Annotated in this window: 20 protein-coding genes; 14 read left to right on the forward strand and 6 right to left on the reverse strand. The window is 67.2% G+C overall.

The annotated features are described in order from the left end of the window. Positions 1 to 142 precede the first annotated feature (142 nt). Positions 143 to 526, forward strand: coding sequence for a DUF485 domain-containing protein (locus ACFVTE_RS10965; protein ID WP_387100521.1), 384 nt, complete (start codon positions 143 to 145; stop codon positions 524 to 526). Beyond that, a complete protein-coding gene (locus tag ACFVTE_RS10970; protein ID WP_387100216.1) occupies positions 523 to 2,139 on the forward strand; it encodes a cation acetate symporter in 1,617 nt (538 codons plus the stop codon). Before ACFVTE_RS10965 ends, ACFVTE_RS10970 begins: the two co-directional genes overlap by 4 nt. Before the next feature lie 128 nt (positions 2,140 to 2,267). On the opposite strand, the gene ACFVTE_RS10975 is transcribed toward ACFVTE_RS10970, so the two are convergent. The 4 genes from ACFVTE_RS10975 to ACFVTE_RS10990 all read right to left on the reverse strand — a co-directional run bounded on the left by ACFVTE_RS10975 (position 2,268) and on the right by ACFVTE_RS10990 (position 4,662). After that, positions 2,268 to 2,894, reverse strand: coding sequence for a hypothetical protein (locus tag ACFVTE_RS10975; protein ID WP_387100218.1), 627 nt, complete (start codon positions 2,892 to 2,894; stop codon positions 2,268 to 2,270). Between the two features lie 18 nt (positions 2,895 to 2,912). After that, the gene (locus ACFVTE_RS10980) at positions 2,913 to 3,317 is read right to left on the reverse strand and encodes a DUF4383 domain-containing protein (protein ID WP_387100221.1); all 405 of its coding nucleotides are present in this window, start codon (positions 3,315 to 3,317) and stop codon (positions 2,913 to 2,915) included. A 124-nt stretch (positions 3,318 to 3,441) separates the two neighbouring features. Next, on the reverse strand, positions 3,442 to 3,891 hold the full coding sequence (locus tag ACFVTE_RS10985; RefSeq protein ID WP_387100224.1) for a hypothetical protein: 450 nt from the start codon (positions 3,889 to 3,891) through the stop codon (positions 3,442 to 3,444). Positions 3,892 to 4,188: 297 nt separating this feature from the next. Further along, positions 4,189 to 4,662 carry an Lrp/AsnC family transcriptional regulator gene (locus tag ACFVTE_RS10990; RefSeq protein ID WP_387100226.1) on the reverse strand — a complete coding sequence of 158 codons (474 nt, stop codon included), beginning with the start codon at positions 4,660 to 4,662 and terminating at the stop codon, positions 4,189 to 4,191. 196 nt (positions 4,663 to 4,858) lie between these two features. Here ACFVTE_RS10990 and pdhA point away from each other — a divergent pair, with 196 nt between their 5' ends. The 3 genes from pdhA to ACFVTE_RS11005 are packed head-to-tail and all read left to right on the forward strand — an operon-like array spanning position 4,859 to position 8,426. Continuing rightward, entirely contained in the window at positions 4,859 to 6,034 is a 1,176-nt protein-coding gene (gene pdhA / locus ACFVTE_RS10995) for a pyruvate dehydrogenase (acetyl-transferring) E1 component subunit alpha (protein WP_387100229.1), read from the forward strand. After that, a complete protein-coding gene (locus ACFVTE_RS11000; protein WP_387100232.1) occupies positions 6,034 to 7,044 on the forward strand; it encodes an alpha-ketoacid dehydrogenase subunit beta in 1,011 nt (336 codons plus the stop codon). Before pdhA ends, ACFVTE_RS11000 begins: the two co-directional genes overlap by 1 nt. Beyond that, a complete protein-coding gene (locus ACFVTE_RS11005) occupies positions 7,041 to 8,426 on the forward strand; it encodes a dihydrolipoamide acetyltransferase family protein (protein ID WP_387100235.1) in 1,386 nt (461 codons plus the stop codon). The genes ACFVTE_RS11000 and ACFVTE_RS11005 overlap by 4 nt, the downstream gene beginning before the upstream one ends. A gap of 34 nt (positions 8,427 to 8,460) precedes the next feature. Here the strand turns inward: ACFVTE_RS11005 and ACFVTE_RS11010 are convergent, their stop codons facing one another. Further along, a complete protein-coding gene (locus tag ACFVTE_RS11010; protein ID WP_387100238.1) occupies positions 8,461 to 9,135 on the reverse strand; it encodes a TetR/AcrR family transcriptional regulator in 675 nt (224 codons plus the stop codon). A 146-nt stretch (positions 9,136 to 9,281) separates the two neighbouring features. On the opposite strand from ACFVTE_RS11010, the gene ACFVTE_RS11015 reads away from it, so the two are divergent. From ACFVTE_RS11015 to ACFVTE_RS11050, 8 genes are all read left to right on the forward strand, one after another. Beyond that, complete coding sequence (locus ACFVTE_RS11015) at positions 9,282 to 10,889, forward strand: carboxyl transferase domain-containing protein (protein WP_387100241.1); 1,608 nt, start codon at positions 9,282 to 9,284, stop codon at positions 10,887 to 10,889. Between the two features lie 7 nt (positions 10,890 to 10,896). Beyond that, positions 10,897 to 13,104, forward strand: coding sequence for a biotin carboxylase N-terminal domain-containing protein (locus tag ACFVTE_RS11020; RefSeq protein ID WP_387100244.1), 2,208 nt, complete (start codon positions 10,897 to 10,899; stop codon positions 13,102 to 13,104). Positions 13,105 to 13,106: 2 nt separating this feature from the next. Then, positions 13,107 to 14,282 (forward strand): acyl-CoA dehydrogenase family protein, encoded by a 1,176-nt coding sequence (locus ACFVTE_RS11025; protein WP_387100246.1) that lies wholly within the window; start codon positions 13,107 to 13,109, stop codon positions 14,280 to 14,282. Between the two features lie 55 nt (positions 14,283 to 14,337). Continuing rightward, the gene (locus ACFVTE_RS11030; RefSeq protein ID WP_387100249.1) at positions 14,338 to 15,180 is read left to right on the forward strand and encodes a CoA transferase subunit A; all 843 of its coding nucleotides are present in this window, start codon (positions 14,338 to 14,340) and stop codon (positions 15,178 to 15,180) included. Between the two features lie 2 nt (positions 15,181 to 15,182). Beyond that, positions 15,183 to 15,923, forward strand: coding sequence for a CoA transferase subunit B (locus tag ACFVTE_RS11035; RefSeq protein ID WP_003805903.1), 741 nt, complete (start codon positions 15,183 to 15,185; stop codon positions 15,921 to 15,923). After that, positions 15,920 to 16,447: a MaoC family dehydratase gene (locus ACFVTE_RS11040; protein ID WP_387100252.1), complete on the forward strand. Its 528-nt coding sequence runs from the start codon at positions 15,920 to 15,922 to the stop codon at positions 16,445 to 16,447. The genes ACFVTE_RS11035 and ACFVTE_RS11040 overlap by 4 nt, the downstream gene beginning before the upstream one ends. A gap of 15 nt (positions 16,448 to 16,462) precedes the next feature. After that, the gene (locus tag ACFVTE_RS11045) at positions 16,463 to 17,293 is read left to right on the forward strand and encodes an HpcH/HpaI aldolase/citrate lyase family protein (RefSeq protein WP_387100255.1); all 831 of its coding nucleotides are present in this window, start codon (positions 16,463 to 16,465) and stop codon (positions 17,291 to 17,293) included. Positions 17,294 to 17,369: 76 nt separating this feature from the next. Further along, complete coding sequence (locus ACFVTE_RS11050) at positions 17,370 to 19,931, forward strand: ATP-dependent Clp protease ATP-binding subunit (protein ID WP_387100258.1); 2,562 nt, start codon at positions 17,370 to 17,372, stop codon at positions 19,929 to 19,931. A gap of 76 nt (positions 19,932 to 20,007) precedes the next feature. Here the strand turns inward: ACFVTE_RS11050 and ACFVTE_RS11055 are convergent, their stop codons facing one another. Beyond that, positions 20,008 to 21,453 (reverse strand): lipase maturation factor family protein, encoded by a 1,446-nt coding sequence (locus tag ACFVTE_RS11055; protein WP_387100524.1) that lies wholly within the window; start codon positions 21,451 to 21,453, stop codon positions 20,008 to 20,010. 134 nt (positions 21,454 to 21,587) lie between these two features. Here ACFVTE_RS11055 and dxr point away from each other — a divergent pair, with 134 nt between their 5' ends. After that, a complete protein-coding gene (gene dxr, locus ACFVTE_RS11060; protein ID WP_387100527.1) occupies positions 21,588 to 22,778 on the forward strand; it encodes a 1-deoxy-D-xylulose-5-phosphate reductoisomerase in 1,191 nt (396 codons plus the stop codon). The last annotated feature ends 7 nt before the right edge of the window (positions 22,779 to 22,785 follow it).

A 22,785-nucleotide genomic window follows, 5' to 3' on the forward strand; every position in this document is an offset into this window, starting at 1 on the left:
CGTTTGGCGCAGCATCGCCGCCGTTGACCGACCCGCGTCGTGCAACCACTGGCTTATGGTCCGCGCCGCGGCGCACAGTGATGACAGTCACATTGGCTGGTGGGGGCCGCCGTGTGGGAGTTCATCTCTATGAGGAGGAATGATGGGTAACGATGCCCGAAAGCAGGACGCGGCGGCGTCCGCGGACTTCGAGGAAGTCCAGGCCACGCAGCAGTTCAAGGACCTGCGCAAGCGCCACCGCAGCTTTGTGTTCCCAATGGCCGTCGCGTTTCTGCTCTGGTACTTCGCGTACGTCATCCTTGCCGCCTACGCCGTGGACTTCATGTCCACCAAGGTGTGGGGCAACATCAACGTGGGCATCATCATGGGGCTGCTGCAGTTCGTGACCACGTTCGCCATCACCGGCTGGTACGTCAGCTACTCGAACCGGCGCCTGGACCCCATCGCCGCGGACATCCGGCACGGCATTGAAGGCCACGAGTACGACAAATCCGGCAGCGGCGCACTGGGCGGAGGGGCACAATGATCGCGATCCCCGCAGCGGTTGACGTCGCCGCACTCAAGGACACCACGCTGCTGAACATGGGCATCTTCGCCCTGTTCGTCGCCGTCACCATGGTCATCGTCCTCCGGGCCAGCCGCAACAACAAAACCGCCGCCGACTACTACGCCGCCGGCCGCTCGTTCACCGGCTCGCAGAACGGCACCGCCATCGCCGGGGACTACCTGTCAGCAGCCTCGTTCCTGGGGATCACCGGCGCCATCGCCATCAACGGCTACGACGGCTTCATGTATTCCATCGGCTTCCTGGTGGCCTGGCTCGTGGCGCTGCTGCTGGTGGCGGAGCTGCTCCGGAACACGGGCAAGTTCACCATGGCAGACGTCCTTTCCTTCCGCCTGAGGCAGCGCCCGGTGCGCATCGCGGCCGCCATCTCCACGCTGGCCGTCTGCTTCTTCTATCTCCTGGCCCAGATGGCCGGCGCCGGAAGCCTCATCTCGCTCCTGCTCGGCATCAGTGACTGGGGCGGACAGGCCCTGGTGATCATCGTCGTCGGCGCCCTGATGATCATGTACGTCCTGATCGGCGGCATGAAGGGCACCACCTGGGTGCAGATCATCAAGGCCATCCTGCTCATCGCCGGGGCCGCCGTCATGACCCTTTGGGTTTTGGCCATTTACGGGTTCAACCTTTCGAACCTGCTGGGCGGCGCGGTCGACGCGGCCAACAACCCGGCCGTGCTCAACCCGGGCCTGCAGTACGGCAAGACCGAAACGTCCAAGCTGGACTTCATGTCCCTGGGCCTCGCCCTGGTCCTGGGCACGGCCGCCCTGCCGCACGTGCTGATGCGTTTCTACACGGTGCCCACCGCCAAGGAAGCCCGCAAGTCCGTGGTGTGGTCCATCTGGCTGATCGGGCTGTTCTACCTCTTCACGCTGGTCCTCGGCTATGGGGCCGCCGCCCTGGTGGGGGCGGACACCATCAAGGGAGCCCCCGGCGGCGTCAATTCCGCCGCGCCGCTGCTGGCCTTCCACCTGGGCGGCCCGTTGCTGCTGGGCTTCATCTCGGCCGTGGCCTTCGCCACGATCCTGGCCGTGGTCGCCGGCCTCACGATCACCGCCGCCGCCTCGTTCGCCCATGACATCTATGCCAACGTCATCGCGAAGGGAAAGGCCGACGCCGACACTGAAGTTAAGGTGGCCCGCCGCACTGTGATTGTGATTGGCATCCTCGCCATCCTGGGCGGGATTTTCGCCAACGGCCAGAACGTGGCGTTCCTGGTGGCCCTGGCGTTCGCCGTTGCGGCCTCCGCCAACCTGCCCACCATCATCTACTCCCTGTTCTGGCGCCGGTTCACCACGCAGGGCGCCATCTGGAGCATGTATGGCGGGCTCGCGTCGGCCATCATCCTGATCGCGCTCTCCCCGGTGGTGTCCGGCGGCGCAACGTCCATGATCAAGGGCGCCAACTTCGCCGTCTTCCCGCTGAGCAACCCGGGCATCGTGTCCATCCCGCTGGCCTTCCTGCTGGGCTGGCTCGGCACCGTCCTGGATAAAAAGCAGGAGGACCGCGCCAAGCAGGCCGAAATGGAGGTCCGTTCACTGACCGGGGTGGGCGCCGAGAAGGCCGTGGAGCACTAGAAAGCCCGATAAAACAGTGACGAGCCCCCGCGCATGGCGCGGGGGCTCGTGCTGTGTCTGCCACTGTCTTGCCGCCGTCGGAGCCTGCTGCCGGTGGAGCCTGCCGCCGTCGGGAGTAAGCCTGCGGCTCAAGGCGAGTGGTGGCCTCCGGTGTGTTCGCCGTGCGGCACCGCGAACTGGCCGGCCGTCGACGCGGCGAGTCCCGGCGTCGTGATGGCGGCGACCAGCAGCGCTCCGGCGAAGGCGGCGGCGAGCAGTTGCCCGGCACCCAGCCGGCCCGATTCGCTCTGGCCCGGTTCGCTCTGGCCCGGCCCGCCGGGAACACCCGGGGACCTGCGGCGGAGCCACGATGTGGCGGCGAGGATCATGAGGGTCAGCAGCAGGGCGGCGAGGTGGCTGATGCCAAGGCCCGCCATGCCGCTGCCTGCGCCCAGAATGATGGCAACCACGTGCAAGGCGGCTGCGGCGGGGAGCAGGATGGCGGAGGTCCCCGGCAGCGGGAAGCGGTTCCGTCTAAGCCCGGCCACCGTCCAACCCAGCAGGCCCGTTCCCCAGAGCAGGGCGGCCGCGGCGCCGGCTGCCCTCGCGGGGAGGGCAGGGCCGGCGGCGGCAAACAGGCTGGAAGCGACGGCGAGGTTGACCGCTGCGGCGCCGAGCCCGGCAAAGGCGGCGACGAGCCGCACGGCATCGGAACGGCATATGTCATGCGTTGCCGGGGTTCCCGCGGTTGCCGGGATGGCCTGGCTGGTCATCATCCTTCGGCTCGGGGTCTCTTAGGCGCGGGCCGTGGCGGGGACCTTGTCCAGAGACAGGCCGACGCCGAGCAGCAGGACGGCGCTCGCCAGGTGGAGAACGTTGTCCGCGCCGTTGAGGGCAATGATGTTGAGCGGGGAGCTGAGCAGGAACAGGCCGAGGATGCCCACCAGCAGGTAAACGGCACCCACGGCCGTGTTGACGGTGCGCGAAAGCTGGATGTCCTTGACGCCGGCGTAGAGCAGGGCCGCGCCGATGGCCAGGTGGATCACGTTGTGCAGCGGGTTGACCTCGAAGATGATCAGGTTGGTGCCTTCGGTGGCGAAGAAGCCGACCCCCGAGGTCACGGCGAAGCCGACGAGGCCCACCAGCAGGTAGACGGCTCCGAAAACTGTGGCGACAAGTCGGTTGGGTGAGTTGCGCATTGCCCATTTCCTTCCGGTTCAAGCCGGGGCTGTTTCCCCGGCCTTGTTTGCGGAGTCCCGGACGGACCCCTCGGAAGCAATTCGGGCCTGGTGTGCGCTTGGATGGGTGGCGGTCAGATGAGAGTCAGGCCTTGGGCCGGAGCTTGATGGTCACCAGCTTGAGATCGTTCTTGCCGGCGAAGCGGTATACGAGTTCGATGTCCCTGCCCGGGCATTTAATGAGCCCGGCCACGTCCGCAATGTTGTTCTCATTCTGCGTGCTGACTTTGAGGTCGTCGTAGGCCGGTGTGCAGGCCGGGTCCAGCTGGAGGCTCTTGACGCCGGAAGCGAATTCCTCGCGGCTCAGCTGCTCTTTGAGGCTGGGATCCATGTAGTCGTTATAGGCCTTGTCCGTGTCCCCGGCGATGACCAGCTTGGTGAAGCCGTCCGCGAGGTCCCCGGCCTGCCGGGTGGCACCGCCCACGAGATTCACCAGGAGCAGCACCCCGACGACCACCAGCAGGAGCACGCCTGCCACGATGCCCACGACAATCCAGAGGCCCTTCCGGCTTTTGGCCGGAGGCAGGCCGGGCAAGCCGAAAGGCGAAGAAGGGAGCGACCGCCGGCCCAGGGGCTGCTGCGGGCCGGGCTGGGCGCTTTGCTGGTACGGACCGGGCTGGGGAGAACCCGGCGGGTAGGGGCCGGGTTGTTGTGAGCCGGGCTGCTGCGGGGGGAGCGGGGGATTGCTCAAGGGTGGGCCTTTCCGGCACCGCACCAGCGGCGCTCCAACTTACGGGGCACAGCCGGCGCCCGGTCACTTTTGTGGAACAGCCTATAGCGCCGGCGGCCCGGAACAGCGATGTTGTCCCGTGGTTACGCCCGTCTGTTCCGGTCAGTCGTCCGCAGAGTTGCGCTCAAGCAGTGGCTGGATCCGGAAAGGGATCAGTTCACCCATGGCCAGGGCCGTATCGGTCCTCTCGACGCCGTCGCAGGCCAGGATCTTTCCGTTGATCCGGAAGAGGTCCTCGGCGTCCAGTGCCACCACGCGCAGCAGCAGGTCCGCGGAGCCCGTCAGGCCGTAGCCCTCGAGGATTTCCGGCACGGCGGCCAGCTCCTCGGCGAGGGAGCCGAGCTTTTGCTGCTGGACGTGCACCGAGATGAAAGCCATCAGCGGATAGCCCAGGGACACGGGGTTGATGCGCCGCTCGAAGGAGAGGAAAGCGTGCTTCTTCTCGAGCTGGGCCATCCGCGCCTGGACGGTGTTGCGGGAGAGCCCAAGCTTCTGGGCCAGGGCCACCACCGTGCGGCGGGGGTCCTGCGCCAGGGCGGAGAGCAGCCGGGTGTCTGTGCCATCCAAAACGTGCATAATGCGCAAGGCTAGCACGGTCTGGAGCTGCCAGACAGTGCATTGTGCTCAGTTTTTGCCACGGTGGTTGTACCACCTGAACATTGTGAGTATGGTCACAATTAACCGGGGCAAAGGTGCCCGGGAGGCCGGAATGCGGCGGTATCACGAGTCCTGCCGCGGGATGGTTACACGACGTCAGAAGGTTGCGGCAACAGTGGTAACAGACGATGCGGGCCAGGGCGGAACAGCCGCCGGCCGGGACAACAGGACAGGGCACCAGGGTGGCGTTGGCCACAGCATGGTCCAGCTGATTACCCCCGCGGGGGAGCGCGTCAGCCATCCGGAGTACGACCCCTGGGTCAAGGACGTATCAGACGAGCAGCTGTGCTCGCTCTACGAGGACCTGGTGGTGATCCGGCGGATCGACAAGGAGGCCACCGCACTGCAGCGGCAGGGCGAACTGGGCCTCTGGCCCCCGCTGCTGGGCCAGGAGGCCTCGCAGGTGGGATCCGTGCGGGCGCTGCGCGATGACGACTTTATTTTTCCCAGCTACCGCGAGAACGGCGTGGCCTACTGCCGCGGGGTGGACCTGAAGGACATCCTGCGTGTCTGGCGCGGCGCAGCTTCCGGCGGCTGGGACCCGTACAAGTTCAACCTGGCCATCCCGCAGATCGTCATTGGCGCCCAGACCCTGCATGCCACCGGCTATGCGATGGGAATCCAGAACGACGGTGCCGATTCCGCTGCCATCGTCTACTTCGGCGACGGAGCCACCAGCGAGGGCGACGTCAGCGAGGCCATGGTCTTCGCCGCCAGCTACCAGGTCCCGCTGGTGTTCTTCTGCCAAAACAATCACTGGGCCATCTCCGAACCGGTGCGCGTCCAGTCCCACACCCAGCTTGTGGACCGCGGGACCGGATTCGGCATCCCCAGCATGCGGGTCGACGGCAACGACGTGCTGGCGGTCATGGCGGCCACCCGGGTCGCCCTCGACCGGGCCCGCCGGGGAGGCGGTCCCACGTTCATCGAGGCCGTCACCTACAGGATGGGCCCGCACACGACGGCGGATGATCCCACCCGGTACCGCGACCCCAATGAGCTTGAGGACTGGGCTGCCAAGGATCCGATCGGCCGGGTCCATGCGCTGCTGGACCGGAAGGGCCTGTTCACCGAGGAGTTCGAAACCGGGGTGCGGACCAAGGCAGACGCCGTCGCCCGTGACCTGCGCGCCGGCTGCGTCGGCATGCCGGACCCCGAACCCCTCGACGTCTTCAAGCATGTCTACAGCACCCCGAATTCCTGGCTGGAGCGCCAGCAGGACCACTACTCCCGTTACCTTGCCTCCTTTGGCGATCCCGAAGCGGCAACACAAGAAGAAGGTGCACGCTGATGACGCAGATGACCTTTGCGCGGGCAATAAACTCCGGCCTCCGCAGATCCCTCGACAGCGATCCCAAGGTGGTCCTCATGGGCGAGGACATCGGCACCCTGGGCGGTGTTTTCCGCGTGACCGACGGGCTGCAGAAGGACTTCGGCAAGCACCGCGTCGTGGACACGCCGCTGGCTGAGTCCGGCATTGTGGGCACGGCTGTCGGCCTGGCCTACCGCGGGTACCGGCCCGTGGTGGAAATCCAGTTCGACGGCTTCGTGTACCCCGCGTTCGACCAGATCGTATCCCAGGTTGCGAAGATGCATTACCGCAGCCGCGGCACCGTGAAAATGCCCATCACCATCCGCATTCCCTTTGGCGGCGGTATCGGGTCGCCTGAGCACCACTCCGAATCGCCTGAGGCTTACTTCGCGCACACGGCAGGCCTTCGCGTGGTCACCCCGGCCAGCCCGCAGGACGCCCACACCATGATCCAGCAGGCCATTGCCTGCGATGACCCCGTCGTGTTCTTCGAGCCCAAGCGCCGCTACCACGACAAAGGCGACGTGGACGAGGCGCTGGATCCGAATTCAGCCCCGCCAATGGGCCAGGCCCGCGTGGTCACGGCCGGCAGCGACGTCACGCTTGTGGCGTACGGGCCACTGGTGAAGACGGCCCGCGATGCCGCTTCGGCGGCCGCGGACGAGGGTGTCTCGGTTGAGGTCATTGACCTGCGCTCCCTGGCTCCGGTGGACTTCGCCACCGTTGAGGCCTCTGTCCGGAAGACGGGCAGGCTGGTGATTACCCACGAGGCTGGCCAGTCGGGCGGCCTCGGCGCAGAGGTTGCCGCCAGCATCACCGAGCGCTGCTTCTATCACCTGGAGGCGGCACCGGTCCGCATCACAGGGTTTGACGTGCCTTACCCGTATTCGAAGGTGGAGATGCATCACCTGCCGAATCTGGACCGGATCCTCGATGGTGTCGACCGCGCGCTGGGCCGCCCGAATTCGCTGAGCGGACTGGAAGGATGACCGCCACCATGATCAAGGAATTCCGGCTGCCCGATCTCGGCGAAGGACTGACCGAATCCGAAATCGTCAGCTGGAAGGTGGGGGTCGGGGACACCGTCAGCCTGAACCAGATCATCGCCGAGGTGGAGACCGCCAAGGCAGTGGTGGAACTGCCCTCACCGTTCGCGGGCGTGATCACTGCCCTTCATGAACAGCCGGGAACGGTCGTGGAGGTGGGCAAGCCGATCGTCTCGTTCGAGGTAATGGACGACGCCGGTGCCCAGCCTGCCGCTGCCGCTCCGGCTGAGGCGGCGCTTCCCAAGCGGGAACCCAACCTCGTGGGGTACGGCGCCGTCGTCGAAAGCACTGGCCGTCCCGTGCGGCGGCAGCGCACCCTGGCGGAGCAGCCTGCCCCGCTGGTTGAGCCTGTCGAAACCCGGGCCCCGCTGGTTGAGCCTGTCCAAACCCAGCCCGCCGAAACCAAAGCCCAGGACACCAGCCCCGCCGAGCGGCCCCGTTCCACCCCGCCTGTCCGGAAGCTGGCCAAGGACCTTGGCGTGGATCTGGAAAGGGTCGCGGGGACAGGCCCCGGCGGCCTGATCACGCGTGACGACGTGCGCAACTTCGTGGGCGGCGGGGACCTTCCCGCGGCCGCCCAGGAACTGGCAGCACAGGAAGTGCAGCCCGCGCCGGCACAGGGCGAGCGCGAGGTGCGGACGCCGATCAAGGGTGTCCGCAAGTACACGGCCGCCGCCATGGTCAGCAGCGCCTTCACGGCGCCGCACGTGACGGAGTTCCTCACCGTCGACGTGACCCTGGCAATGGAGCTGCTGGCCAGGCTCAAGGAAAGCAAGCCCTTTGCCGGCCACAAGCTCACACCGCTGACCCTGGTGGCCAAGGCCGTCCTGATCGCGCTGCGGCGCAATCCCGGGCTGAATGCCAAGTGGGACGAGGCCAACCAGGAAATCGTGCAGTTCAACTACGTGAACCTCGGCATCGCGGCCGCAACCCCGCGCGGCCTCACGGTTCCCAATATCAAGGATGCCGACCGCCTGACCCTCATCGACCTCTCGACGGCGCTCGCCGAACTCACCGACACGGCGAGGGCCGGCAAGACCAGCCCGGACGACCTCTCGGGCGGCACCATCTCCATCACGAACATCGGTGTCTTCGGCATCGACGCCGGCACCCCCATCCTCAACCCGGGGGAGGCCGCGATCCTCGCCATGGGCGCTGTACGCAAGACGCCCTGGGAGTACCAGGACCAGGTCGCGCTCAGGCAGGTCATGACGCTGAGCCTGTCCTTCGACCACCGGCTGGTGGACGGCGAACAGGGATCCAGGTTCCTGGCCGACGTCGGCGCCCTCCTCGCGGATCCCGGCATGGCATTCGCAATGGTGTAGCCGCAGGCCGAAACTCAGGGATCCCCGCAAAGGGCTACTCCGCGAGCGGGCTCGTTGTCACCAGCAGGGCCGCCAGCGCCATGTTCTCCAGAAGCGGCCGCGCCGACCTGATGGCCACCCGCCGGCCGTGGGTGCGGACGGAGTGCGGTGTGGAGTTGATCAGGCCGAAGGTAGCGTGGGCGCGCATGCGGAGGTCGGCTGTGTCGGTGGTGCCGTGGACGCCTGCGAGCACGTCGACCCACACCTCCACGTAGCTGCGCTGCAAGGCCCGCACCTGTGCCTGGTCCTCGCTGGTCAGGTTGCTGAAGTCCCTGTCCTGCACCCGGATCACATCGGGGTTGCTGAGGGCAAAGTCCACATGAAACTGCACCAGCCGGGCCAGTGCGGAAGAGGGATCGCCGGCGTCGGCAACCACGTGGCGGCCGCCGTCGAGCAGGTCCTGGCTGACGGTGAGCAGCAGCGCGCCCAGTACTGCCTGCTTTCCGGGGAAGTGGCGGTACACGGCGGGTCCGCTCACGCCGGCCGCAGCGCCAAGGTCCTCGAGGGAGACCCGGTTGAACCCGTTGACGGCAAAGAGTGTGGCCGCTGCGGACAGGAGCGCCTGCCGGCGGGACTCCTTCGCCCGGCTGCGCTGCGTGGGGACGGATGTCTCGCGACCGGGTGCGGCCTGGACAGGAGCGGTGAGCTCTCCGTGGTCTGTGGTGGGCACATTTCCTCCTCGGAACCCAAGAACTCTACCAACATCCTGTGTTGGACATCACAGTTACTAGAGACTAACCTAAACTCAGTTACGAGGCACTAACCGAAATGCGGCAGGACTGCCGCCGGATATGTGTCCGGGAATGGAAGCGGTCAATGGAGACACTCGCCAGCCGGCTGGACACTGCCGGCAGCGCATTCGAGGCCAACAGCCTCGCCCAGCGCGCGCTCGCCGATGAGCTGCGGAAGCGACTTGCGACGTCGGCCCTGGGCGGCCCGGAAAAGTCCCGCGAGCGGCACATGGCCCGCGGCAAGCTGCTGCCCCGGGAGCGGATTGACCGCCTGCTCGACGACGGCAGCCCCTTCCTGGAGATCGCCCCGCTGGCGGCGAACGGCATGTACAACGACGATTCGCCCGGCGCCGGCATCATCACCGGCATCGGCCTGGTGCACGGCCGCCACGTGCTGGTGATTTCCAACGACGCCACCGTCAAGGGCGGCACCTACTATCCCATGACGGTGAAGAAGCACCTCAGGGCCCAGGAGATCGCCCTTGAGAACCGGCTGCCATGCATCTACCTCGTGGATTCCGGCGGGGCCTTCCTTCCCAGGCAGGACGAGGTCTTTCCGGACCGGGACCACTTTGGCCGGATCTTCTACAACCAGGCCAGAATGTCCGCCGCCGGGATTCCCCAGATCGCTTCCGTAATGGGCTCCTGCACTGCCGGCGGCGCCTACGTTCCCGCGATGAGCGATGAAACGGTCATCGTCCGCAACCAGGGCACCATCTTCCTGGGCGGGCCGCCGCTCGTGAAGGCGGCCATCGGCGAAATCGTCAGCGCCGAAGAGCTCGGGGGCGGCGATGTGCACTCCCGGATCTCCGGCGTAACTGACCACCTCGCCGAAAACGACGAGCACGCCCTGCAGATCGTCCGCGACATCGTCGCCACGCTGCCCGGACCCTCCGCGCCCGCCTGGGACGTGGACACCGCCGTCGAACCCGTTGCCGAGCCCGGCCAGCTCTACGGCGCCGTGCCCACCGACGTCAATGCGCAGTACGACGTCCGCGAGGTGATCGCCCGGCTGGTGGACGGCAGCGGCTTCCACGAGTTCAAGAAGAACTACGGGCCCACCCTGGTGACCGGCTTCGCCAGGCTTTACGGACATCCCGTGGGCATCGTGGCGAACAACGGCGTACTGTTCAGCGAGTCCGCACTCAAGGGCGCCCACTTCATTGAGCTGTGCGACCAGCGCGGCATCCCGCTGCTCTTCCTGCAGAACATCTCCGGCTTCATGGTGGGCAAGGACTACGAGCAGGGCGGCATCGCCAAGAACGGCGCCAAGATGGTCACCGCCGTGGCCACCACCCGCGTGCCCAAGCTGACAGTGGTGATTGGCGGCTCCTTCGGTGCCGGCAACTACTCGATGTGCGGCCGGGCCTATTCGCCGCGCTTCCTCTGGATGTGGCCCGCCAGCCGGATTTCGGTCATGGGCGGGAACCAGGCCTCAAGCGTCCTGGCGACCGTCAAGCGTGACCAGTTCGAAGCGGCCGGGCAGGAGTGGTCCGCCGAGGACGAGGAAGCCTTCAAGGCCCCCATCCGCCAGCAGTACGAGGACCAGGGCAGCCCGTACTACTCCACCGCGCGGCTATGGGACGACGGCGTCATCGACCCCGCAGACACCCGCACCGTGCTGGGCCTGGCGCTCGACGTCGTCTCCCGCGTCCCGCTGCCGGAGTCCTCCTTCGGCCTCTTCCGAATGTGAGCCAGAGATGACTTCCGAGAACACGTTCCGCACCGTCCTGGTCGCCAACCGCGGCGAGATTGCCTGCCGGGTGATCAGGACCCTGCGCGCCATGGGCATCCGTTCGGTTGCGGTTTTCAGCGATGCCGACGCCGGTGCGCGTCACGTGCGCGAAGCGGACACCGCCGTCCGGATCGGCCCCGCCGCGGCGGCCCAGAGCTACCTGAGCATCGACGCGATCATCGGGGCGTGCCGGAACACCGGTGCCCAGGCGGTGCACCCCGGCTACGGCTTCCTGAGCGAAAACGCCGACTTCGCCCGGGCTCTGAAGGATGCCGGCATCGCCTTCATCGGCCCCGGGGTCGAGGCCCTTGAGGTCATGGGCGACAAGATCCGCTCGAAGAACCACGTGGCCGGGTATGGCGTTCCGGTGGTCCCGGGCATCGCCGAGCCCGGCATGACGGATGCGGACCTCATCGCCGCCGCCCCGGCGGTGGGCTTCCCACTGCTCATCAAGCCCTCGGCCGGCGGCGGCGGCAAGGGGATGCATGCCGTGGAGCACCCGGAAGACCTGCCAGCCGCCCTGGCCACCGCACGGCGGGTGGCTGCCAGCGCGTTCGGGGACGACACCCTGTTCCTGGAACGCCTGGTCACCTCCCCGCGGCACATCGAGGTGCAGGTCCTGGCCGATACGCACGGCAACGTCATCCACCTGGGGGAGCGTGAGTGCTCCCTGCAGCGCCGGCACCAGAAGGTGATCGAGGAGGCCCCGTCGCCGCTGCTCGCATCGCTGCCCGACGGCGAGGCAGTCCGCGCGAAGATCGGCGAAGCCGCCTGCCAGGCCGCCCGCAGCGTCCACTACACCGGCGCCGGCACCGTGGAGTTCCTGGTTTCGGACGACTCCCCGGACGAGTTCTTCTTCATGGAAATGAACACCCGCCTCCAGGTCGAGCATCCGGTGACGGAAATGGTCACCGGCATCGACCTCGTCGAATGGCAGGTACGCATCGCCGCCGGCGAGGTGCTCACCGTCGGACAGGACGACGTCGTACTCAACGGCCATGCAGCGGAGGCGCGCGTCTACGCCGAAACCCCGCACCGGAACTTCCTGCCGTCTGCAGGAACAGTGCTTCTGCTGGACGAGGTCCCTGGCCCCGCCTCACGCCCGAGCGCCGGCGCCCGTTTTGAGATTGAAACCGACCGCGGCCGCGTCCGGGTGGACTCGGCCTTGCTGGATGGAGTGGAGATCTCCACCAACTATGACCCGATGATTTCCAAGGTCATCGCCTGGGGTGAGGCCCGCAAGGTGGCACTGGACAACCTGGACGAGGCGCTCGCCGGGTACACCGCGCTGGGAATCGACACCAACGTGGAATACCTGCGCCTCCTGATTAATGACGACGACGTCCGCGCCGGCCGCCTCGACACCGGCCTGATCGAGCGCAAGCTGCCGCAGTTTGCGTTCCGCCGTGCGGGCGACGCCGAACTTGTGGCTGCGGCCTTGTACGCCTTGGCCGCGGAGGAGGAAGCGAAGCAACAGGAACCCGAAGGCAACCCGTGGAAGCGTCGCGACGGCTGGCGCATCGGAGCTGCCGCTCCGCGGCTGATCAGCCTGGGAACCTCGGACGGCGGCGTTGCCACAGTGAAGGTGTGGCCTTCGGCCGCAAGTGAACAGGCCACGGTGAGTGTGAACGGCGGCCCCCGCCTCACCGCCGTCCTGGAGTTCACGGGCCGCAACCTCCCGGTGCTCACCCTTGACGGCGAGGTCAGCAGCTACACCGTGGCACCCGTTTACACAGGTCCCCCCGCCCGGAGCTGGATGGAGCCCGATCCCCGCATCCTGTCGGAGCTCTTCCTCGGCAACGGCGGCTGGTCCTGCCGCCTCGAGGTCCTCACCCGTGAGAGCCGCCTGGAGCGCGTGCTGGCCGCGATCGAGCGGGAGGAAGGCGCCGCTGATCCGGAAGTGCGGTCACCCATGCCCGGGACCGTGGTGTCCGTCTCCGTCAGCAACGGCGACACGGTAGAGGCCGGCCAGGTCCTCCTGTCCGTGGAGGCCATGAAGATGGAGCACCAGCTCGTGGCCGAAGTCGCCGGCACCGTCCACATCAGCGTCACCACGGGTGCCCTCGTCAAAGCCGGCCAGCTTGTCGCTACCATCCACGCGGACCACGCGGCCGCCCCCGAAGCGGAACAGCCCGCAAACCACGCTCCAGCACAAGAACGTAAGGAGGCCTAGCGATGGCCGATTTTGACCTCAGCGAGGAATACCAGGACCTCAGCAAGACCGTCCGCGAATTCGCCGACGAGGTGGTGGCACCCGTCTCCACCAAGCACGATGAGGAACACAGCTTCCCCTACGAAGTGGTCTCGCAAATGGCGGACATGGGGCTGTTCGGCCTGCCGTTCCCGGAGGAGTACGGCGGCATGGGCGGCGACTACTTCGCGCTCGCCCTCGCCCTGGAACAGCTGGGGCGCGTGGACCAGTCCGTGGCCATCACGCTGGAGGCAGGCGTGTCACTCGGCGCGATGCCCGTTTACCGCTTTGGCACGGAGGCCCAGAAACAGGAATGGCTTCCGCTGCTCGCCTCCGGAAAAGCGCTCGCCGGCTTCGGCCTGACCGAACCGGAGGCCGGCTCCGACGCCGGTGGCACGAAGACCTCGGCCCGGCTGGAAGGCGACGGGGACGCAAAAAACTGGGTGATCAACGGCAACAAGGAATTCATCACCAACTCGGGAACGGACATCAGCAAACTGGTGACGGTCACCGCCGTCACCGGCGAGCAGGAGCGCCAGGACGGCAGCGTCAGGAAGGAAATCTCCACCATCCTGGTGCCCACGAACACGCCCGGCTTCAAGGCGGAGAAGGCGTACAACAAGGTGGGCTGGAACGCCTCGGACACGCATCCGCTGACGCTGCGGGACGTCACCGTTCCCGAGGCGAACCTGCTGGGGGAGCGGGGCCGCGGCTACGCCAACTTCCTGTCCATCCTGGATGAGGGCAGGATCGCCATCGCGGCGCTGGCCACCGGCGCGGCGCAGGGCTGCGTGGATCTCTCCGTCCGCTACGCCAAGGACCGGAGCGCCTTCGGGACCAATATCGGCAAGCACCAGGCCATCGCCTTCAAGATCGCCCGTATGCAGGCGCGGGCCCATACAGCCCGTCTGGCCTACTACGATGCGGCGGCGCGGATGCTCGCCGGGAAGCCGTTCAAGACGCAGGCGGCCATAGCTAAGATGGTCGCAGGCGAGGCGGCCATGGACAATGCGCGGGATGCCACCCAGGTATTCGGCGGCTATGGCTTCATCAACGAGTTCACCGTGGCGCGCCACTACCGGGACTCCAAGATCCTGGAGGTCGGGGAGGGCACCACGGAGGTCCAGCTGATGCTGATCGCCCGGGAACTGGGGCTGTAACAGGCCCGGTGGCCGTGTCTGTCGAGAGTCTGTGGAGACGCCGAAAGGATCAAGGATGATTGACAAGGTTGTTGCCAGCGCTGACGAAGCGGTCGCCGACATATCCGACGGCGCGTCGCTCGCCGTCGGGGGTTTCGGACTGTGCGGGATCCCGGTGGCGCTCATCGATGCCCTCCACCGCCACGGCACCAAGGACCTGGAGACGGTCAGCAACAACTGCGGCGTGGATGACTGGGGCTTGGGCATCCTGCTCCGGGACGGCCGGATCCGCCGGACTGTCAGCTCGTACGTGGGGGAGAACAAGGAGTTCGCCCGGCAGTACCTCGCCGGGGAACTGGAAGTGGTCCTGACCCCCCAGGGCACGCTGGCCGAGAAGCTGCGGGCCGGCGGCGCCGGCATCCCAGCCTTCTACACCAAGGCGGGGGTGGGGACGCAGGTGTCCGACGGCGGCCTGCCGCAGAAATACGACGCCGACGGCGGCATCGCCATCGCGTCCCCGGCCAAGGAAGTGCGGAGCTTCGACGGCGTGGACTACGTGCTCGAGGAGTCCCTGACCCCCGATTACGGTCTGGTCCACGCCTGGAAGGGCGACCGCCACGGGAACCTCGTCTTTCACGCCACGGCCATGAACTTCAACCCCCTCTGCGCCATGGCGGGCCGGATCACCATCGCGGAGGTGGAGGAACTCGTGGAGCCGGGCGAGCTGGATCCCGAACACGTCCACCTCCCGGGCATCTTCGTCCAGCGGGTAGTGGTGGTGCCCGAGTCCGAGAAGCGCATTGAGAAGCGGACCGTCGCACTGTCCGCGGCGTCGGCGACCCCGCCAGCGGCTGCCGGCACAGCGGGAACCACCGCCGCGGCAGGAACCACCGGCACCACCGAACAGGCAGGAGCGTAGCCATGGACCTGAACAGCGCACAGGGGGAGCCGCCCCGCCCCGAGGCCGTCCGTCACGAGTACCGCCGGGCTGCCTCCTCCCACCCCGAGGGCAAGGGCTGGACACGGAACGAGCTCGCCGCCCGCGTGGCCCAGGAGCTGAGCAACGGCCAGTACGTGAACCTGGGCATCGGCATGCCCACGCTGATCCCCAACTACATCCCGGCCGGCGTCGAGGTGGTCCTGCACTCCGAGAACGGCATCCTCGGCGTCGGGCCCTACCCCGGCGAGGACGAGGTGGATCCGGACCTCATCAACGCCGGCAAGGAGACGGTCACCGTCAACAAGGGCGCGGCGTTCTTCGACTCCGCGCAGTCCTTCGGCATGATCCGCGGCGGCCACGTGGATGTGGCCGTGCTCGGCGCGATGGAGGTGGCCGCCAACGGGGACCTCGCCAACTGGATGATCCCCGGAAAGATGGTCAAGGGAATGGGCGGCGCCATGGACCTGGTCTTCGGCGCCAAAAAAGTGATTGTCATGATGGAGCACGTGGACCGCAGCGGGAAACCGAAGATCGTGGACCGCTGCTCGCTGCCGCTGACGGGCAAGGCCTGCGTGGACCGGATCATCACCGACCTCGCCGTCCTCGACGTGACCCCCGACGGCCTGGTCCTGCGCGAACTCGCCCCCAACGTCTCGGCGGAAGATGTTGCCGCGGCCACCGGCGCGGAGCTGTATGAGGAAGACCAGGAACTCACCGTATGAGGGCGGAGCCGGAAGACTCAGCCACTGGCACCGCCAGGGTCATCGAGCAGCGCGGACTCTACTTCGAGGAACTCGAGGAAAACGTCGTCTACGCCCACCGCCCCGGGCGCACCGTCACGGAGACGGACAACGTGCTGTTCACCACCATGACCATGAACACGCAGGGGCTGCATCTGGATGCGGCCTGGAGTGCGGGCCAGCCCTTCGGCCAGCGGCTGGTGAACTCCATGTTCACGCTGGCCACGGTGGTGGGCCAGTCGGTCGGCCAGCTGACGCAGGGCACCATCATTGCGCAGCTCGGGCTGACGGACGTCTCCTTCCCGCACCCGCTTTATCACGGTGACACCCTTTATACGGAGACGGTCATCACCGGGAAACGGCTGTCCGGGTCACGGCCCGGGCAGGGCGTGGTCACCATGCAGCACACCGGCCGGAACCAGGACGGAACCGTGGTGGCACTGGCCACGAGAAGCTGCCTGATGTGGACGCGCGAGGCGCATATAGAGGCGCAGCGGGGCAAATAATCGGACAATGAAGCTATGACTTTTGTAATGGGCCCCGCCCTGCTTTTCTGCCCTGCCGACCGTCCAGAACGCTTCCAAAAGGCCGCCGAACGGGCCGACGCCGTCATCCTGGACCTTGAAGATGCCGTGGCGGCGCCGGACAAGCAGCGGGCCCGGGGCGCCATCCTGGCCCAGCTCGGCGGCTCCGGGGAGGGGCCGGAGCTGGACCCCAGCCGGACCATTATCAGGATCAACCCGGCCGGCACCGAGGACTTCGAGAAGGACCTCCACTGCCTGGCCCACACGCCCTACCGCACCGTGATGCTTGCCAAGGCGGAGAGCGCGAGCCAGCTCCGGGCCCTGCCGGACTTCCATGTGATTGCCCTGTGCGAGACGGCCGCCGGCGTGGTCCACGCACCAGCCATTGCCGCTGAGCCGAACGTGGTGGCAATGATGTGGGGGGCGGAGGACCTGCTTGCCTCCCTGGGTGGCACGTCCAGCCGGAATGACGACGGCGGCTACCGCGCAGTTGCCCTGCACGCCCGATCCTCCGTGCTTCTGGCAGCGGGCGCTGCCGGCAAGCAGGCCGTCGACGCGGTCTACGTGAACATTCCGGACCTTGACGGGCTTGCCGCGGAGGCCCGGGACGCCGCCGCGTCCGGGTTCGGCTCCAAGGCCTGCATCCATCCCAGCCAGGTGGCCGCCGTCCGGGCCGCCTACGCACCCTCGGGCGAGGACGTAGCCGCTGCGACGCACCTGCTGGAGGCGGCAAAGGAAGCCGGGACCGGCGTGTTCCAGTACCAGGGCCGGATGATCGATGGCCCCATCCTGCGGCACGCGGAGTCCGTGCTCCGGAGGGCGCGGTAGCCGGGTCCTTGCCCGGGAATAAATCTCCAGGAGCGGGACTTGAGTCAAGTACACTCAAGTTTCTATTGGAGGTTTAATGCCTACGTTTTTCGGGCCTGCCGGTTCCGGCAACGGTTCCTTTGATGAGTTCTTTGCCCGTTACCTTCAGGGCCAGCGGGCTGCCAGGTCGGCGCGCGCCCGCGACCTCACCCGGCTGCTGAGCCGCCGTACCCACGAGGTGCTTGCCCACGCCGCCCGCTTCGCCACTGACCATGGTCACAGCGACGTCGACGCGCTGCACATTCTCCGTGTCATGGTGCAGGACGAACCCGCCGCCGGTTACCTGCGGCGAGCCGGTGCTGACACTGCCGCGGTCGCCCAGGCGGCAGAAGACCGGCTGCCCGAAAAGTCGAGTGCGGCAGTGGACGGAACACCGGCCCTGACGCCGTCGGCCCAGCGGGCCCTGCTCGATGCCCACCAGGTCGCCCGTGCCTTCGGGTCTACCTACATTGATCCCGAGCACCTGTTCGTCGCCCTGGTCCTTAACCAGGAAGCACCGACAGGCCAGATCCTCATGGCCGCCGGCGTGACGCCCGAGTCCTTCCAGTCGGGAGCCACTGGAGCGGAGACCGATGGTGGATCGGCACCTGGATCAGGTTCCCCGGCCACCGGCCAGCCCTCCGCCGGGCCTGGCCCGGCGACGCCCACCCTTGACACCTACGGCACGGACCTCACGGCGCGCGCCAGTGAAGGCGCACTGGATCCGGTGATTGGGCGCTCGCAGGAGACCGAGCAAGCCATTGAGATCCTCGCCCGCCGGACCAAGAACAACCCGGTCCTGATCGGCGAGGCCGGGGTGGGCAAGACGGCTATCGTTGAGGGCCTGGCACAGGCAATTGCGGCGGGCGCGGTTCCCGAGCAGCTTCGGAACAAGCGCGTCATTTCACTGGACCTGCCTGCCATGCTCGCCGGAACCCGGTACCGGGGCGATTTCGAAGAGCGGCTCACCAAGGCGATGGATGAGATTAGCAGCCAGGCGGGCAGCATCATCCTGTTCATCGACGAACTGCACACCGTGATCGGCGCCGGCGGGGCAGGCGAGGGAGGCATGGATGCCGGCAACATCCTCAAGCCCCGCCTGGCACGGGGTGAACTTCATCTCGTGGGCGCCACGACGCTGAACGAGTACCGCAAGGTGGAGAAGGATCCGGCTCTCGAGCGGCGGTTCCAGCCCGTCCACGTCGGTGAGCCTGGCATCGAGGACGCCATTCAGATCCTGGCAGGGCTGAAGGGACGGTACGAGGAACACCACGGCGTGGAGTACACCGACGCCGCCGTCCGCGCAGCGGTCGAGCTGTCCGCACGGTATGTCACCGACCGCTTCCTGCCGGACAAGGCCATTGACCTCATCGACCAGGCGGGAGCGCGGCTGAGCCTGCAGCGCGGTACAGGTGAACTGGATGCCCTGCGTGAGCGTCTGTCCGCCCTGGAGGAATCAAAGAATGCCGCCGTCGCTGACGAGCGGTTCGAGGAGGCCTCGCGGCTGCGGGACGAAATCGCAGCCACGAAGGAGAAGATCAGTGCCGGAACGGCGCCCGGTGCCGACCCTGCAGTTGTTGACGAAGCGGGGATCGCCGAGATCATTTCCAGGTCCACCGGAATTCCGGCAAGCCGGATCACCGAAAATGACCGGGAGCGGCTGGCCAAGCTGGAAGCGGAACTGCATGAGCGGGTCATCGGGCAGGACGACGCGGTGACGGCCATCGCCAAGTCCGTCCGCCGCAACCGCACCGGCATGGGCACGGAGGGCAAGCCGATCGGCAGCTTCCTGTTCCTCGGGCCCACCGGCGTCGGCAAAACCGAGCTGGCCAAGGCGCTGGCCGGGTCCCTGTTCGGCAACGAGAACGCGCTGGTCCGCTTCGACATGAGTGAGTTCGGCGAGCGGCACACCGTCAGCCGGCTGGTCGGTGCGCCCCCTGGCTACGTCGGCTACGGCGAGGCGGGCCAGCTTACCGAGAGGGTGCGGCGGAATCCGTACTCCATCGTGCTGCTGGACGAGATCGAGAAGGCCCACCCGGATGTGTTCAACCTCCTGCTCCAGGTACTGGATGATGGGCGTCTGACCGACGGGCAGGGGCGGACAGTTGACTTCCGCAACACTGTGGTCATCATGACGTCAAACCTGGGGTCCGAGTTCCTCGCCAGCAAGACAGGCCCGGCGGGATTCGCCATCCGGGCCAGCGAAGGGGATGCCGGTTCGGATGCAGCCCTGCGCGGACGAGTGATGGCCCGGCTGCGTGAATCGATGCGGCCGGAGTTCCTTAACCGCCTCGACGAGGTCGTCCTGTTCCGCAAGCTTGACCAGGCGCAGCTGCGCCAGATCGTCCGGCTCATGCTGAACGGCACGGAAGGCCGCCTACAGGCACAGGGGATCGGCTTTACCGTGACCGAGGAGGCCGTTGACTGGATCGCCGCGCGGGGCTACGAACCGGAATACGGTGCACGTCCCATGAGGCGCGTCATTCAGCGCGAGGTGGACGACCGTATCGCCGACCTACTGGTCGCGTCCGGACTGCAGCCGGGCGGAAGCGTCACCGTGTCCGCGGAGGCTGGTCAGCTCAGCGTAACCTCGGGCGCTGTGTTGCCCCTGGCGGCGTAGTCAGTAAGCTGCCGGCCGGGGCGGGTGCGGAGCGCCGGCTCCGCACCCGCCCGGCCGGCCGCTTTCCTGCAGGCGGCTATTTTCCTGCCCGCAGGGAAATGGGCGGAATCGCCTCGTAGAGCGGCGTCCGGATCCAGCGCTGGCCGGTCTCCCGGAACTCCGCCCGGGTGGCGAAGCGGTACAGATAGGTGCGGGCGCGCACCCAGCGGGGGCGCTCGCCGTCGAACGGGTCATGGCGCAGCAGCTTCAGCATGGCTGCGTCAGCCTCCAGCAGCTTGCCGAGGAAGGCGTAGAACCATTCCTCGTGGACGGTGCGCAGGGGCAGGAACCACATGAGCCAGTCCAGCCGCAGGTGGTACGGGGCCCACTGACGCGGCAGCCGGTGCACCTCGCCGGGCTTCCCCTTGAAGCCGTACTCGCGCCAGTCGGCCGCATCATCCGGCTCGTCGTCCAGGGTGCCCTCCACCGCCACTTCGATGCGCTGCTTCGTGACCGTGCCGAACGCGCCGTACGTGTTCACCAGCTGCCAGCGGTTGAAGCTGGCGTTCATCAGCTGGTACTGCGAGAACAGGTTCCTGATGGGCCGGTAGCTCAGGACCACCAGGAGCAGCGACGCGGCCAGCGTGATGAGAAGCCACCACAGCGGCGTCTCCCCGGTGGTGTGCCAGTCCAGCGGAATGAACGGGAGCACCGTGTGCGCCACGGAATCGCTGACGCCTGCGAAGGCCAGCACGATCGCAATCCAGTTCAGCCACGCGAAATTGCCGCTGGCCACCAGCCACAGCTGGGTGAAGATGATGATGCCCGCCGCGATGCTGCCCAGCGGCTGGGGTGCGAAGAGGAAGAACGGCACCACCAGCTGGGCGAAGTGGTTGCCCACCACCTCCAGCCGGTGGAAGGGCTTGGGCAGCAGATGCGCTTGCCGGCTTAAGGGGCCCGGCATCGGCTGGGTCTCGTGGTGGTAGTACAGGGCGGTGAGGTCGCGCCATTCCCGGCCGCCGCGGATCTTGATCATGCCGGCACCGAATTCCAGCCGGAACACCAGCCACGCCACCAGGATCAGGATGGTCCGGGGCGGATCCGTCTGGTCGGACCCCAGGAAGGCCACCGTGAAACCGGCCTCCAGGAGCAGCATCTCCCAGCCGAACCCGTAGAACGTCTGCCCCACGTTGACCACGGACATGTAAAGCAGCCACAGCGCCAGGAACGCCACCAGCGGTATCCATGGCGGTCCCAGCTGGGGGAGCCCCAGGACCAGGACGCCGGAAATGACCAGACCCACTGCGCAGACCGTCCGGAGCAGCCGGTCGGAGTAGCGCCAGCGGAACAATGTGGGCCGGCGCATCCGGGTGAAGGCCTTCAGGTAGTCCGGAACAGGGAGGAGGCCGCGCTCGCCGAGAAGCGCGGGAAACTGGTTGAGGGAGGACAGGAACGCGACGAAGTAGAGTGCGGCAACGCCGCGCTGCAGCACCTGCCGCGCGAATTCATAGTCCGGCGCGTCGAACCATGCGGCCCAGTCCACGGGCACCACGTTACCCCCGCGGGGAAGTGCGTCAAGGTGCCGGCCGGCCGCACCTTGCGCCGCGGCTCCGCGTCCGGCGGCCACCGGCGGTGCGGGATACTTAAGCAATGCAGACTTCGGGCCCCGACCTACCCATGACAGGCCAGCCGCGCAGGATCGTCATCCTCGGATCCACCGGTTCCATCGGCACCCAGGCGATTGACGTCGTCGACGGCGCCCCGCACCTTTTCGACGTGGTGGCGCTAAGTGCCGGAGGCGGCAGCCTCGAACTGCTCGCCCGGCAGGCGGTGCACACCCGGGCCGCCGCTGTCGGCATTGCCGCGGGTGATCCCGCGCTCCTCCGGGACCTGATCAATGACGCCGCCGGTGCGGCAGGGATCGGGCAGTACCGTCCCGAGATCATCGCGGGCCCGGACGCCTCGGCCCGGATCGCCGCCATCGAGGCTGACGTGGTGCTCAACGGCATCACGGGCTCGATCGGGCTGGCCCCGACGCTCGCCGCGCTGGAATCCGGTGCCACGCTGGCTCTCGCCAACAAGGAATCCCTCATCGTTGGCGGTTCACTGGTCAAGGCCGCCGCCGCGGAGGGACAGATCGTCCCGGTAGACTCCGAGCACTCCGCCATCGCCCAATGCCTGCGCTCGGGGACTGCCGCAGAGGTGGACAAGCTCATCCTGACCGCCTCAGGCGGGCCCTTCCGCGGCCGTACCCGCGAGGAGCTTTTCGCCGTCACTCCTGAGGAAGCGCTGGCCCACCCCACCTGGGACATGGGCCTGATGGTCACCACCAACTCAGCCAGCCTGGTGAACAAGGGCCTCGAAGTTATCGAGGCGCACCTGCTGTTCGACATCCCCCTGGACCGGATCGACGTGGTGGTCCATCCCCAGTCCGTGGTCCACTCCATGGTGCAGTTCGTGGACGGTTCCACCATCGCCCAGGCCTCGCCGCCGGACATGCGCCTGCCGATTGCGCTTGGCCTGGCGTGGCCGGACCGGGTAGCCAGCGCGGCCTCGCCCTGCGACTGGAGCCAGGCCACCAGCTGGACCTTCGAGCCGTTGGACGCCGAAGCTTTCCCCGCCGTCGGGCTTGCCAAGGACGCGGCGCGGCGCGGAAGCACGTACCCCGCCGTGTTCAACGCGGCCAACGAGGAAGCCGTCATGGCGTTCCACGCGGGCCGGATCAGGTTCACGGACATCGTGGATACCATCGAAGCCGTCCTCAGCGAACATTCGGGTTCCTCCGGGCTAACGGTCGGATCGGTGCTCGATGCTGAGAAATGGGCACGTGCGCGCACCCACGAACGTTTAGCAGTGAGCAGTCTCTAGGAAGCAG

Source organism: Arthrobacter sp. NPDC058097 (genome assembly GCF_042884885.1).
Classification (GTDB): Bacteria; Actinomycetota; Actinomycetes; order Actinomycetales; family Micrococcaceae; genus Arthrobacter.

Coding starts and splice junctions, on each gene's coding strand:
- ACFVTE_RS10965 (WP_387100521.1), top strand. CDS start 143: ATGGGTAACGATGCCCGAAAGCAGGACGCGGCGGCGTCCGCGGACTTC.
- ACFVTE_RS10970 (WP_387100216.1), top strand. CDS start 523: ATGATCGCGATCCCCGCAGCGGTTGACGTCGCCGCACTCAAGGACACC.
- ACFVTE_RS10975 (WP_387100218.1), bottom strand. CDS start 2,894: ATGATGACCAGCCAGGCCATCCCGGCAACCGCGGGAACCCCGGCAACG.
- ACFVTE_RS10980 (WP_387100221.1), bottom strand. CDS start 3,317: ATGCGCAACTCACCCAACCGACTTGTCGCCACAGTTTTCGGAGCCGTC.
- ACFVTE_RS10990 (WP_387100226.1), bottom strand. CDS start 4,662: ATGCACGTTTTGGATGGCACAGACACCCGGCTGCTCTCCGCCCTGGCG.
- ACFVTE_RS11000 (WP_387100232.1), top strand. CDS start 6,034: ATGACGCAGATGACCTTTGCGCGGGCAATAAACTCCGGCCTCCGCAGA.
- ACFVTE_RS11005 (WP_387100235.1), top strand. CDS start 7,041: ATGACCGCCACCATGATCAAGGAATTCCGGCTGCCCGATCTCGGCGAA.
- ACFVTE_RS11015 (WP_387100241.1), top strand. CDS start 9,282: ATGGAGACACTCGCCAGCCGGCTGGACACTGCCGGCAGCGCATTCGAG.
- ACFVTE_RS11020 (WP_387100244.1), top strand. CDS start 10,897: ATGACTTCCGAGAACACGTTCCGCACCGTCCTGGTCGCCAACCGCGGC.
- ACFVTE_RS11025 (WP_387100246.1), top strand. CDS start 13,107: ATGGCCGATTTTGACCTCAGCGAGGAATACCAGGACCTCAGCAAGACC.
- ACFVTE_RS11030 (WP_387100249.1), top strand. CDS start 14,338: ATGATTGACAAGGTTGTTGCCAGCGCTGACGAAGCGGTCGCCGACATA.
- ACFVTE_RS11035 (WP_003805903.1), top strand. CDS start 15,183: ATGGACCTGAACAGCGCACAGGGGGAGCCGCCCCGCCCCGAGGCCGTC.
- ACFVTE_RS11040 (WP_387100252.1), top strand. CDS start 15,920: ATGAGGGCGGAGCCGGAAGACTCAGCCACTGGCACCGCCAGGGTCATC.
- ACFVTE_RS11045 (WP_387100255.1), top strand. CDS start 16,463: ATGACTTTTGTAATGGGCCCCGCCCTGCTTTTCTGCCCTGCCGACCGT.
- ACFVTE_RS11050 (WP_387100258.1), top strand. CDS start 17,370: ATGCCTACGTTTTTCGGGCCTGCCGGTTCCGGCAACGGTTCCTTTGAT.
- dxr (WP_387100527.1), top strand. CDS start 21,588: ATGACAGGCCAGCCGCGCAGGATCGTCATCCTCGGATCCACCGGTTCC.